Below are 13109 nucleotides of genomic sequence, written 5' to 3' on the forward strand. Positions count from 1 at the left end.
ATACCGCGTCAGGACACCGTCAACACAATTCCGACCCGAGTCAGCCATTGAGCTTCCTGCTCAAAATCGGCTTGGGTCAGCGGGTTCTGTTCCAGCCAGCCTTCAGGGAATATCACGTCAAGGTGATCGCCATCGGCGCGCAGTTTGACTTGTGACGCTTGCTGGTCGCCACGAATGTGGTGGTACAGAATCGCAAAGCGCAGCAACACGCACAGACGAATCAGCTTGATGCCGTCATCCCCGAATTCAGCAAACTTGTCTTTCGGTATGTTGCGGCGATGACCGCGTACCAGCAACGCCAGCATTTGCTGATCTTCACGTGAGAATCCGGCCAGATCGGAGTGCTCGATCAGGTAAGCGCCATGTTTGTGGAAATGATAGTGAGCGATGTCGAGACCGACTTCGTGCACCTTGGCCGCCCAGCTCAGCAGTTCACGCCATACGCCGTCTTTCAGGTCCCATGACTTGGCCACTTGATCGAAGGCCCGCAGGGCTTTGCGTTCAACCCGCGCGGCCTGCTCGCGATCGACATGGTAACGGTCCATCAGCGAGCTGAGTGTGCGCTCACGCACGTCTTCGTGGTGGTGACGGCCCAGCAGGTCATACAACACGCCTTCGCGCAGCGCACCGTCGCAGTGGTCCATGCGCTGCAGTTCAAGGGCGTCGAAGATCGCTTCCAGAATCGCCAGCCCGGCCGGGAAGATAGTCCGGCGATCAGGCTTGATGCCTTCAAAGTCGATCTTGTCGACTTCGCCCAGCTTGAACAGTTTGCGCTTGAGCCAAGCCAGGCCTTCGGCGTTGACCTCACCATTGCCGTGACCGCCCGCTTTAAGGGCCAGACCAATGGCGCGAATGGTGCCGGACGAGCCGATGGCTTCATCCCAGCCCAAGCGGTGCAGGGCGTGCTCGATGCTCATGATCTCCAGGCGCGCGGCGGTGTAAGCCTGTGCATAGCGTGCCGGGGTGATCTTGCCGTCGCGGAAGTACCGTTGGGTATAACTGACGCAACCCATTTGCAGGCTTTCACGCAGCAATGGCTCAAAGCGTTGGCCGATGATGAATTCAGTACTGCCGCCGCCGATGTCGGCCACCAGGCGTTTGCCCGGCGTGTCGGCGAGGGTGTGCGATACGCCCAGATAAATGAGGCGTGCTTCTTCCCGTCCGGAAATGACTTCAACGGTGTGCCCGAGAATCTCCTCGGCGCGCACGATGAACTCGTTGCGGTTACGGGCTTCACGCAAGGCGTTGGTGCCTACAATCCGCACGGCGCCCAGGGGCATACCGTTGATCAGTTGGGCAAAACGTTTCAGGCAATCGAGCCCGCGCTGCATGGATTCTTCGTTGAGTTTGCGTTCTTCGTCGATGCCGGCAGCTAACTGCACCTTTTCACCAAGACGTTCAAGGATACGGATTTCACCGTTCTGTGCCTTGGCCACCACCATGTGAAAGCTGTTAGAACCCAGATCAATGGCGGCGATCAGGGATGGATTCTTGGCTTGGGATTGGGGCATGGTTGAGGGGTCTCGGTCGATAACGTCGCCATCGTGCCACGATCAAAGGCTCGCGCCAACGCGTGATGTTGGATGGCTTGATAGGGATCAACATTTTTTTCTGAGTGCGTGTCACCGGTTATCTGACCGCTGAGTGGCGGCCGAGTTGTTCAAAACCTTCTACATACGTCGGCTCATGGCTGACTATAGTTATAGTCAATCAAGCGTCAGCTTCCTGAACGCAGTGATGACGGCTATGATGTGCTACGTTTTTGCTTACCACCACGGAGACTTCCATGAGCAGCGATCTTATTAAACACGTCACCGACGCTAGCTTTGAGGCCGATGTTCTCAAGGCTGAAGGCGCCGTACTGGTCGACTACTGGGCTGAATGGTGTGGCCCTTGCAAAATGATCGCGCCAGTTCTGGACGAGATCGCTGAGACGTACAAAGGCAAGCTGACCGTTGCCAAGCTGAACATTGATGAAAACCAGGAAACCCCGGCCAAGCATGGCGTACGTGGTATTCCGACGCTGATGCTGTTCAAGAACGGCAATGTCGAAGCCACCAAGGTGGGTGCGCTGTCGAAGTCGCAATTGACTGCATTCCTCGACGCCAACATCTAAGTGTCGATAAAAGCCCCGCAAAATGCGGGGCTTTTTCATGGCTCAAGGACTAGACGCTATGAAAAGCAAGTGTTACATTCGGCCCCGCACTGGTTTCTCCACTGCCCCCTGCAAGCCGTCGCCGACGCACTCCTTATCGAATTAGTACGCGATCCTGTCGCCTTCTCTGCGGCGCGGCCTCATTAAGCCAAAAGCTTAATTTCCCCCCTCCATAAATGATTACGTCATTCCTATATGAACCTGACTGAACTCAAGCAAAAGCCGATTACCGAACTGCTCGAATTGGCCGAACAAATGGGCATAGAAAATATGGCCCGTTCGCGCAAGCAGGACGTGATTTTCTCCCTGCTGAAAAAGCACGCGAAAAGCGGCGAGGAAATCTCCGGTGATGGCGTGCTGGAGATCCTCCAGGACGGCTTCGGCTTCCTGCGCTCTGCTGACGCTTCCTATCTTGCCGGCCCTGACGATATTTACGTCTCGCCCAGCCAGATCCGTCGCTTCAACCTGCGCACCGGCGACACCATCGTCGGTAAAATCCGCCCGCCAAAAGAAGGCGAGCGGTACTTCGCCCTGCTGAAGGTCGACACGATCAACTACGATCGTCCTGAGAACGCGAAAAACAAGATTCTCTTCGAGAACCTGACCCCGCTGTTCCCGAACGTTCGCATGAAGATGGAAATCGGTAACGGTTCCACCGAAGACCTGACCGGTCGTGTGATCGACCTCTGCGCGCCAATCGGTAAAGGTCAGCGCGGTCTGATCGTTGCTCCGCCAAAAGCGGGCAAGACCCTCATGCTGCAGAACATCGCGTCGAACATTTCGCGTAACAACCCTGAAGTTCACTTGATCGTGCTGTTGATCGACGAGCGTCCTGAGGAAGTGACCGAAATGCAGCGTACGGTACGCGGCGAAGTGGTTGCGTCGACGTTCGACGAACCGCCAACCCGCCACGTGCAGGTGGCTGAAATGGTGATCGAGAAGGCCAAGCGTCTTGTTGAACACAAAAAGGACGTGGTGATCCTGCTTGACTCCATCACCCGTCTGGCCCGCGCCTACAACACTGTGATCCCGAGCTCCGGCAAGGTATTGACCGGTGGTGTTGATGCACACGCCCTTGAGAAGCCAAAGCGTTTCTTCGGTGCGGCACGTAACATCGAAGAAGGCGGGTCGCTGACCATCATCGCCACCGCGCTGGTTGAAACCGGCTCGAAGATGGATGAAGTGATCTACGAAGAGTTCAAGGGCACCGGCAACATGGAGCTGCCCCTGGACCGCAAGATCGCTGAAAAGCGCGTCTTCCCTGCGATCAACATCAACCGCTCCGGCACCCGCCGTGAAGAGTTGCTGACCGCAGACGACGAGCTGCAACGCATGTGGATTCTGCGCAAGCTGTTGCACCCGATGGACGAAGTCGCCGCCATTGAGTTCTTGATCGACAAGCTGAAACAGACCAAGACCAACGACGAGTTCTTCCTGTCGATGAAACGCAAGTAACACGGTTTCTCGACCCTAAAAATGGCGCCCTGCACGGGCGCCATTTTTTTTAGTCATAAAAAAGGGAGGTTTATGCTTAACTCCGGTCAATAAAAACAATGTATTAGCGGGTTTCGAGCGTTATGACTTCTCTTGTTTATCGCAGGGATATTGATGGCCTGCGCGCAGTGGCTGTACTTGCAGTAGTGCTGTTTCACTTTGGTGTGCCCGGTTTTTCCGGCGGTTTTGTTGGCGTCGATGTGTTCTTCGTCATTTCCGGTTATCTGATTACTTCAATCATTTGGCGTCAGCGGGAAGCCGGACGTTTCAGCTTCGTTGAGTTCTGGGCACGTCGTGCGCGCCGGATCTTGCCCGCTTTGTTTGTGTTGCTGGCGGCGGTATTGGTGGCGGGCTGGTTCCTGATGGCGCCCAAGGACTACGAAGAACTGGGGCGCTCGGTGCGCTACCAAGTGATGTTCGTGTCCAACCTGCTGTTTATGCGCCAAGAGGGTTACTTCGATGCCGCCAGCGACCTGAAGCCGTTGCTTCATACGTGGTCATTGGCGGTTGAAGAGCAGTTCTACATCGTCTTCCCGTTGATACTGACGTTGCTTTCAAGCCGTTTCAGGCACTGGCGCATGGCGTTGTTTAGCCTGTTACTGATCTCGTTTGGCTTGAGCGTCTGGGCCGTGGCGCATCACCCGGAGAAAGCGTTTTTCCTGCTGCCGATGCGCGCGTGGGAATTACTGGCCGGTGCCATGCTGGCCATCGCCCCTGAGCGCAAAAAACGTCTCACGCAAACCGCGGCGCAATGCTTCAGCCTTTTGGGGCTGGCGCTGATATTGGTGGCGGTCTTCGGCTATGACAAAAGCACTCCTTTCCCCGGCGCGGCAGCATTGTTGCCTGTGTTGGGCGTTGTGGCGCTGATCTGGGCCAACGAGCATCGCAGTACGTGGGTTGGGCAGTTCTTAAGCACCCGCTTGATGGTCGGTCTGGGGCTGATTTCTTATTCCTGGTACTTGTGGCATTGGCCGGTGTTCGTGTTTGGCAGTTATGCCAGCGTGGACGACTTCAGCCCCGCATTGACCGCTGCGCTGATCGCACTGACGTTGATCCTGGGCTATTTGTCCTGGCGATTTGTGGAAACCCCGTTTCGTGAACGTCGATTGCTGGCCGGGCGTCGTCAGATTCTGATCGCCGCCGCTGTGGGCATTGTGGTGCTGGGGCTGGCGGGGCAAGCGCTGCGCTGGACTGACGGCTTGCCGTCCCGTTTGTCAGAGCAGGCGTTGCAATATGCCAACGCCAGTAAATGGCGGCCCGAGCTGATGGCCTGCATCACTGACGATAAAAGCCCCGCCGACACGCCTTTTTGCCGCTATGGCGCCTTAGACAGGCCCGCTCAGTTGTTGGTATGGGGTGATAGCCACGCCACGGCGTTGATTCCTGCGCTGGACGAAAGCGCCCAGCAGTACGGGGTCACTGTCATGTTGGCCAGTTCGGCAGGCTGTTTGCCGCTCCAAGGGCTGGAGCATGGCGAACGTTGCGCCCAGTACAATCGACGCGTGGAACAGACGCTCAATAGCGAACCCGTCGGTGACGTAATGCTGGTGGCACGCTGGAGCCTGTACCTCGATGGCGACGCCAAAGGTGACAAAGGCCATGCGCTCAAAGCGGCGGATGGTCATTACGACCGGGCTGTTGCCGAGCAACGGTTGGCGGACGGTTTGCGAACGCGCATTAATGAGCTGCGCACAGCCGGGTATCGCGTGTGGTTGATGAAAGAAGCCCCGCTGCAGCCGTTTAATCCTCCGTACCGTTTAAGTCGACTGGCAATGTTGCACCAGCCGACGGCGGGCACCGGTTTTGCGCTGAGTGAGCACCTTAAACAGAAGGCGTTTATCAACCAGCTATTCGCTCAACTCGCTGCCAACGACCCCGGTGTCAAGGTTTTGGACCCTACGCCGCAATTGTGTGACGACACGGGCTTATGCCGGGCCGAGCAAGACGGTCATTCGTTGTATACCGACGACAATCACCTGTCCGAGGTGGGCGCCCGGTTACTGCTGCCTGTGTTGGCTCCGCTGTTCCAAGAGGTGGCGGGTGCCAAGGCACTGGAGGTGAAGTGAGCTCAAATCCGCCCGCCCAGCAGCGATAAGCTGCCAGCGGGCGGCATTGCAGGTAGGATGTACGCCTATTTTGAGGGTGCCAACGTCAATGAAATTCAAGGATCTTCGGGATTTCGTGCAGCAGCTAGAGCAGCGCGGAGAGTTGAAACGCATCCAGATTCCCGTCTCTCCAGTGCTGGAGATGACCGAAATCTGCGACCGCACGCTGCGCGCCAAAGGCCCGGCGTTGCTGTTCGAAAACCCGACCGGCCACACGATCCCGGTACTCGGTAACCTGTTCGGCACGCCTGAGCGCGTGGCCATGGGCATGGGTGCTGAGTCCGTCAGCGAGCTGCGTGAAATCGGCAAATTGCTGGCGTTCCTTAAGGAGCCAGAGCCGCCGAAAGGTCTGAAGGACGCGTGGTCCAAACTGCCGATCTTCCGCAAGATTATCTCCATGGCCCCGAAAGTCGTGAAAGACGCGGTGTGCCAGGAAGTGGTGATTGAAGGCGATGATGTCGATCTGGCCATGCTGCCGGTTCAACACTGCTGGCCGGGCGATGTGGCGCCGTTGATTACCTGGGGCCTGACCGTCACCAAAGGACCGAACAAGGATCGCCAGAACCTTGGCATCTACCGTCAGCAAGTGATTGGCCGTAATAAAGTCATCATGCGCTGGCTGAGCCACCGTGGCGGTGCGCTGGATTACCGCGAATGGTGCGAGAAACACCCCGGCCAGCCATTCCCTGTTTCTGTGGCATTGGGCGCCGACCCGGCAACCATTCTTGGCGCGGTGACACCGGTGCCTGACAGCCTGTCCGAATACGCCTTTGCCGGGTTATTGCGCGGCAACCGGACCGAGCTGGTCAAGTGCCGCGGCAACGACCTGCAAGTCCCCGCCACGGCTGAAATCATCCTTGAAGGCGTGATTCACCCCGGCGAAATGGCCCCGGAAGGCCCGTACGGTGACCACACCGGTTACTACAACGAAGTGGACAGCTTCCCTGTCTTCACCGTTGAGCGCATCACCCATCGGGTCAAGCCGATTTACCACAGCACCTACACAGGCCGTCCACCGGATGAGCCCGCGATTCTGGGTGTGGCCCTGAACGAAGTGTTTGTACCGATCCTGCAAAAGCAGTTCCCGGAAATCACCGATTTCTACTTGCCGCCTGAAGGCTGTTCGTATCGCATGGCCATCGTGACCATGAAGAAATCGTACCCGGGGCACGCCAAGCGGGTGATGCTCGGTGTGTGGTCATTTTTGCGCCAGTTTATGTACACCAAGTTCGTGATCGTGACCGATGACGACATTAATGCCCGCGACTGGAACGACGTGATCTGGGCCATTACCACGCGCATGGACCCCAAGCGCGACACGGTGATGATCGACAACACGCCAATCGACTACCTTGATTTCGCCTCGCCGGTGTCCGGTCTGGGTTCGAAGATGGGGCTCGATGCGACCAATAAATGGCCGGGCGAGACCACGCGCGAATGGGGACGGGTCATCGTCAAGGACGAGGCAGTGACACGCCGGGTCGATGACATCTGGAATCAATTGGGAATAGATTGATGCGAGTAACCTTGCAGCCGTCAGGCGCGGTGTTGGATACCTTGCCCGGCGAGCCGATTCTGAATGCGGCGCAGCGCCTGGGCTATGAATGCCCGCAAAGCTGTCGCAACGGTAATTGCCATGTGTGCGCCGCCTTGCTGGTTGAAGGGCGCGTGCAGCAAGCGGGCGAGATACGTGACCATGGCGAGATCTACACCTGCCTGGCGCAACCGCAGGAAGACTGCGTCGTGTTGTGGGATGGCGTGCTTGCCTTGGGAGAGTTGCCGGTGCGCAGCCTGACGTGCCAGTTGGTTGATTGCGTAGAAATGGGCGGCGATGTCTGGCGGGTGCGCTTGCGTGCGCCCGCCGGCAAGCCGCCGCGTTATTACGCGGGCCAATATGTGATGCTGGAGCGTGAGAACGGTGAGAAATCCGCGTTCTCGCTGGCCAGCGCGCCACATGCCGGACGTGACCTTGAGCTGCACGTGTTGGTGCGTGAAGACAGCGCCCGCAGCCTGATTGAGCAACTGCAACGCAACAAAATGATCCGGGTTGAAATGCCGTTCGGTGATACACACTTGTCCCAGTTGCCCGATGGCCCGCTGGTACTGATCGCTGCGGGCACCGGTATGGCGCAAATGCACAGCCTGATCGAGCATTGCCGTGAGAAAGGTTTCCCGCACCCCGTGCATCTTTACTGGGGTGTACGTCGTCCTGAAGACTTCTACACCCTGGAAGAGTGGGACGCGTGGCAGCAGATCCCTAACCTGCATTTGCACAAGGTCGTGAGTGATCTGTGCGGATGGGAAGGGCGCTGTGGGTTGTTGCACGAAGCTGTGTGCGAAGACATCCGCGATCTGCGCTCTGTTTTCGTCTATGCGAGCGGCTCTCCGGCGATGATTTACGGCACCCTCGACGCCTTGGTTGCGGCAGGGATGGACGCCCACCAAATGCGTGCCGACGTCTTCGCATACAGCCCACGGCCTTGATACGTCTCGTGCAGCCTGTCGCAGCCTTGTGCTTCGACAGCGACTGCACAAGTTGGCTATAGCGCGAGGCGGAAATGCGTTCCTCTCAGCGATTAAAAACGTAACCCCGTTGTCACCATCGCGGCATTGAAACCGAGCAACACCAGCTCGGTGGCGACCGGGCCATAGTGAACACCCACGGACGGAATGATCACGGGCGCTACGCCAAAACGATTGAGTGGGATTTTGTCCTGATACTTCCCGTGATAGCCCTCCAGTAGCCCCCCCGTTACTTTCAAGTACACGGGATAAGTCTCGCTGTCGAAGCGCTTTCCGGCGTAGGCGTAGTACGACCGTTGCCTGAACGAGTTGCGAAACGTCGCTCCACCCGCCAGCCAGCCTGAGCGGTGATGGTACTCAAGGCCGATCAGGTCCTGGTTGTTGTTGTGCTCGGGGTCGGGCGAAAAGTGCCTGGTGTAGACGCTGGTTTGAACGTACCAAAAGTCCTGATCCTGCTGTTGCGCTTCATCATGCGCCATCGCGGCGCTGGCGTTGACCAACATCAACAAGCCACAGATTCCGTATTTCTTCATGCATAGGCCTCTGTTGGCAGTTTGGCGTGCGCCAGTGGCGGGTCACTATAAAGAGGTCGTTGGCCGCAAACCTGAACCTGACTGGAACAGATCGACGGCTTCGGGTTTCAGCGTAGCGCCGATTCGTGACCCGGTAGCCATATGTCAGGCCAAGCGCGTCATTTCACATTCAGTGCTATAAGATTCAGCACGTTATGTTGTGGACATCCTGCAAGTGCGCAAGGCCTGTACCCATTCGTTATGACTGTCACTGAACCGACCTGCTTGACCCTCGCCTATCCGCCGCGACTTGATCTCGGGGCGCCGCTGACTCCCGAACAATTGCGCAGCTCGCTGCTCGGTACCATGGCGCGCCACAAAGGCGGGCCGGTGTGGTTATTTGCCTATGGCTCACTGATCTGGCGCCCCGAATGTTCAGCAGTCGAGCGCGTTCGTGGCCGTGTGCATGGCTACCATCGAGGGCTGTACGTGTGGTCCCACGAACACCGTGGCACCCCGCAGTTGCCGGGGCTGGTGTTCGGGCTGGACCGGGGCGGGTCGTGCAGCGGGTTTGCTTATCGGCTGCCGGAAGAAAACCTCGATGCAGCACTCTATGCCTTGTGGCTACGAGAGATGCCCGTGCCGTCTTACCGGCCGCACTGGCTCACCTGCCGTCTTGAAGATGGCTCTCAGGTGCAGGCATTGGGTTTTGTGCTGGAGCGGCATCTGCCCAGCTATGCGGGCAATCTGCCAGATGACGTACTGGGGCAGGTGTTGGCCAACGCCTGCGGGCGTTACGGCACCACTCGCGATTATGTGGAGCAGACCGTAAGCGCCCTGCGAAGCCACGCCATGCCAGACCGGAATCTGGAGGCGCGGCTCAAGCGCTGTGGATCAATCAAGCCTTAAGCGTTGCGCGCTTCGCTGGCTACTTTCTTGTGGCGCAGGGTGGGGATCATGAACGCGATCGCCAACAGGCACGCACTGATCAACAGTACGAAGCCGCCATCCCAGCCGAAGTGGTCAACCAGATAACCCATCGCTGCGCTGGCCGCCACCGACCCCCCCAAGTAACCGAACAGCCCGGTGAAGCCAGCTGCCGTACCTGCGGCTTTCTTGGGTGCCAGTTCCAGAGCCTGCAAACCGATCAGCATCACTGGCCCGTAAATCAGGAAGCCAATGGAGAACAGCGCGATCATGTCGATGCTCGGGTTGCCCGGCGGGTTGAGCCAGTACACCAGCGTCGCGACCGTCACCAGTGCCATAAACACGATGCCGGTCAGCCCACGGTTGCCCCGGAAGATTTTGTCCGACATCCAGCCGCACAGCAGCGTCCCCGGGATACCCGCCCACTCATAGAAAAAGTATGCCCACGACGTGGTGTCCACGGTGAAGTGCTTGGCTTCCTTAAGGTAGGTTGGCGCCCAGTCCAGCACGCCGTAGCGCAGCAGGTAGACGAACACGTTAGCCATGGCGATGTACCAGAGCATTTTGTTGCGCAGCACGTATTTGATGAAAATTTCTTTGGCGCTGAATTCGTCTTCGTGGCTGGCGTCATACCCGGCCGGGTAATCGTTTTTGTACTGCTCAATTGGCGGCAAACCGACGGATTGCGGCGTATCGCGCATGGTCACAAAGGCAAACAATGCCACCAGCAATGCAACGGTAGCAGGTACGTAAAACGCGGCGTGCCAATCGTTGAACCATGCCATGCCCAGCAAGAACAGCGGGCCAATCAGGCCGCCGCCCACGTTGTGCGCCACGTTCCACACAGACACCACGCCGCCGCGCTCTTTCTGCGACCACCAGTGCACCATGGTCCGGCCGCTGGGCGGCCAACCCATGCCCTGCGCCCAACCGTTGATAAACAACAGAATGAACATCATGGTCACGCTGGACGTTGCCCAAGGCGCGAAACCGAAAATGAACATCACGGCCGCTGAAATCATTAGGCCAAACGGCAGGAAGAACCTCGGGTTAGAGCGATCCGACACCAGGCCCATGAGGAACTTCGACAAGCCATAAGCGATGGCGATTGCCGACATGGCCACACCCAGTTGACCCCGGGTGTACCCCTCGTCAATCAAGTACGGCATGGCCAGCGAGAAGTTTTTACGCAGCAGGTAGTAGCCTGCATAACCAAAAAAGATACCGGCGAAAATCTGCCATCGCAGGCGTCGATAGGTGCTGTCTATTTTTTCGGCAGGCAGCGGTGCCTGATGTGCGGCAGGTCGGAAAAAGGCAAACATTCAAGAGCTCCAAATTTCTTGTTATATCGGCGGGCCCGAACGTTACATTTTCGTTACCGAAAATGACAGGTCTTCTCATCTGAAACGAAAGTTAACAACGCATAAGGCATGTTCACTTATGAACATGTCGCACAGGTGTAATACCTCAAGCACCTGTCCCGTTGTCACTGCGGTGACGCAAAGGCCTGCCCTCCTTATCCATCAAGGCTTCCAGATACGTTTAAGGGATGGACACTGGCGGTTAAACCGGACGGCTCCCACGCTTCGTTGGGAAACCGAGACCTGAAAGAATTGGCGACAAATTTTTATCATCAGCTCTTTCTGCACTGATGCAGGCGTGTACCGCGCAGCTTGGGAGAAAGCATGAAGAGTTTGGTGGGGTTGTTCGTCTTAATGATGTCGCTGAAGGCGTTGGCCGGTGATTCCGCGCCTACGTTGCAGTACCAGGTAAAGCCTGTTTATCCCAAAGAACTGCAACGTATCGGCTTGCCAGGCGAAGTACGAACCCGGTTCAAGGTCAACCCGGATGGTTCAGTGGCCGATCTCGAAATTCTTTACAGCACGCACCCCGAATTTGCGGGCGCGGCGCTGAAAGCAATGAGTGAATGGCGTTTTTCGGCCTGGAAGCAAGAAGAGGGTGGCCCCAAGCACATGGTATTTTTCTCACCCTTGGTTTTCACGGTGAGCGATACCCCTGAAGCCTTGGGCAACATGCGCCATTTCGACCTCAAGGGCGCCACCTGCCGCACACTCAATAACGAAGTTTCCCGATTCAATTGGCGCAACCTTAACGTGCTGTCTGGCGGTTTAACCTTGTTCATGGTGACGCGCAATCGCTTGATCGACCTGTATATCGCGAAAAAGCTCTCGACCGAACAATTGTCCGAGACGCTGTTTGATCTCGCGCAGGGTATGGCCCAAACAATAAAGACTTGCCAGGCCAAGCCTGGCAGCCTCTTTCTGGACGCGCTTGCGGAAAGTGTAAAAGCGCGGTTGGTGGTCACCGGCCACAAGGATCAGTTGCAACTGGCTGATAAACCTTTGTAAGCCCGGGCCAGTCCGCCGGACTGATTCAGGGTTGATGCCGCCACAAGGCGGCATCCGAGAGTCATTGGGTTTTGAAGCCCGGCTTGCCATGGGCCAGTCGCCATTCGTTCACGATTCGAATGACATCGCGGGGATCCTTGGCTATGCCGGCTTCGATGTACACCGTTAATTGCAAACCATCCGGGTGTTCAGTGATCGTTAAAAAATGCTCAACCAAGGCGCTGTGTTTTTCTTCAGTGATGCAGTTGAGGCCCCAAATCTGGGTGAACAGTTCAACGAGTTCATGGGCTGTGTAGTCTTCATATTTAGTTTTGATTTTAAATTCCCGCCGTATTCGTTTGTGTTTTCCCTTTGTTGGGAAGACACAAACGTACGTGCGCTTTAAACAGCGGGTGAGGTACATAGTTATGTCACTTGCCTCAATATTGCTCGTTTCTGATGAGCGCGTTATTGCTTTGCTCACCTCGGCCGATAACGAAGAGGATGATGCCGACGTACGACTGTCGGTGATCTGCCACTCAGCTATAACCCTTGGGCTGAGGCGAAACGACCCGTATGCTTGCCCCAAACCGTATAAAGGAGCGAATTGTGAAAGCGTGGATCCTGTTGATGCTGGCCCTGTTGTTGCCGATGGCGGCGGTGGCGGAAGACGCGAAAGAGGGCGAAGCCAAAGTCAGCTATATCAGCCTGACGCCGCCCTTTGTGGGGAATTACGGTCTGGATGGCAGCCCGAAGCTCAAGGTTTACAAGGCCGATATCGCCTTACGTGTTACGGGCGACGAAGCCGCCAAGGTCGTGAAGGCCAACGATCCGTTGATTCGCAATCAGTTGGTCGGTCTGTTTACTCAGCAGACCAGTGAAACCCTGGGCAATGTCGAGAATAAAGAGAAGCTGCGCCAAGAAGCGCTGAAGCAGATCCAGCAGGTCATGACCGATGAGACGGGCAAGCCGCAGGTGGATGATCTGTTGTTCAACAACTTGATCGTTCAGTAAGCCAGCCTTTGGATTCGCCGTGCAGGCACCG

At 57.0% G+C, this 13109-nt stretch carries 12 protein-coding genes; 8 read left to right on the forward strand and 4 right to left on the reverse strand.

The genetic code is table 11. The annotated features are described in order from the left end of the window. Positions 1-8 precede the first annotated feature (8 nt). Positions 9-1511 (reverse strand): exopolyphosphatase, encoded by a 1503-nt coding sequence (gene ppx, locus HBN61_RS15505; RefSeq protein ID WP_094993269.1) that lies wholly within the window; start codon positions 1509-1511, stop codon positions 9-11. 275 nt (positions 1512-1786) lie between these two features. Here ppx and trxA point away from each other — a divergent pair, with 275 nt between their 5' ends. From trxA to HBN61_RS15530, 5 genes are all read left to right on the forward strand, one after another. After that, the gene (trxA, locus tag HBN61_RS15510; RefSeq protein ID WP_170047099.1) at positions 1787-2116 is read left to right on the forward strand and encodes a thioredoxin TrxA; all 330 of its coding nucleotides are present in this window, start codon (positions 1787-1789) and stop codon (positions 2114-2116) included. A 234-nt stretch (positions 2117-2350) separates the two neighbouring features. After that, entirely contained in the window at positions 2351-3610 is a 1260-nt protein-coding gene (gene rho, locus HBN61_RS15515) for a transcription termination factor Rho (protein ID WP_047291176.1), read from the forward strand. 122 nt (positions 3611-3732) lie between these two features. Next, the gene (locus HBN61_RS15520) at positions 3733-5715 is read left to right on the forward strand and encodes an acyltransferase family protein (protein ID WP_170047101.1); all 1983 of its coding nucleotides are present in this window, start codon (positions 3733-3735) and stop codon (positions 5713-5715) included. Positions 5716-5803: 88 nt separating this feature from the next. Then, complete coding sequence (gene ubiD, locus HBN61_RS15525) at positions 5804-7270, forward strand: 4-hydroxy-3-polyprenylbenzoate decarboxylase (protein WP_094993267.1); 1467 nt, start codon at positions 5804-5806, stop codon at positions 7268-7270. Continuing rightward, positions 7270-8238: a CDP-6-deoxy-delta-3,4-glucoseen reductase gene (locus HBN61_RS15530; protein ID WP_094993266.1), complete on the forward strand. Its 969-nt coding sequence runs from the start codon at positions 7270-7272 to the stop codon at positions 8236-8238. Before ubiD ends, HBN61_RS15530 begins: the two co-directional genes overlap by 1 nt. A 92-nt stretch (positions 8239-8330) precedes the next feature. Here HBN61_RS15530 and HBN61_RS15535 read toward each other — a convergent pair whose 3' ends face one another. Further along, positions 8331-8810, reverse strand: coding sequence for a sn-glycerol-3-phosphate transporter (locus HBN61_RS15535; protein ID WP_169964629.1), 480 nt, complete (start codon positions 8808-8810; stop codon positions 8331-8333). 240 nt (positions 8811-9050) lie between these two features. Between HBN61_RS15535 and HBN61_RS15540 the strand changes: the two genes are divergently transcribed. Then, positions 9051-9698 carry a gamma-glutamylcyclotransferase gene (locus HBN61_RS15540; protein ID WP_094993265.1) on the forward strand — a complete coding sequence of 216 codons (648 nt, stop codon included), beginning with the start codon at positions 9051-9053 and terminating at the stop codon, positions 9696-9698. On the opposite strand, the gene glpT is transcribed toward HBN61_RS15540, so the two are convergent. Then, positions 9695-11038, reverse strand: a complete 1344-nt coding sequence (gene glpT / locus HBN61_RS15545; protein WP_094993264.1) for a glycerol-3-phosphate transporter — start codon at positions 11036-11038, stop codon at positions 9695-9697. The genes HBN61_RS15540 and glpT overlap by 4 nt on opposite strands. Before the next feature lie 363 nt (positions 11039-11401). Here glpT and HBN61_RS15550 point away from each other — a divergent pair, with 363 nt between their 5' ends. Further along, a complete protein-coding gene (locus HBN61_RS15550; RefSeq protein WP_094993263.1) occupies positions 11402-12085 on the forward strand; it encodes an energy transducer TonB in 684 nt (227 codons plus the stop codon). Positions 12086-12146: 61 nt separating this feature from the next. On the opposite strand, the gene HBN61_RS15555 is transcribed toward HBN61_RS15550, so the two are convergent. After that, positions 12147-12488 (reverse strand): bacteriocin immunity protein, encoded by a 342-nt coding sequence (locus tag HBN61_RS15555; protein WP_094993262.1) that lies wholly within the window; start codon positions 12486-12488, stop codon positions 12147-12149. Between the two features lie 185 nt (positions 12489-12673). Here HBN61_RS15555 and HBN61_RS15560 point away from each other — a divergent pair, with 185 nt between their 5' ends. Beyond that, the gene (locus HBN61_RS15560; protein ID WP_094993261.1) at positions 12674-13078 is read left to right on the forward strand and encodes a flagellar basal body-associated protein FliL; all 405 of its coding nucleotides are present in this window, start codon (positions 12674-12676) and stop codon (positions 13076-13078) included. Positions 13079-13109: the final 31 nt, after the last annotated feature.

The sequence above is a fragment of the Pseudomonas sp. WS 5071 genome (assembly GCF_012985765.1).
GTDB lineage: Bacteria > Pseudomonadota > Gammaproteobacteria > Pseudomonadales > Pseudomonadaceae > Aquipseudomonas > Aquipseudomonas lundensis_A.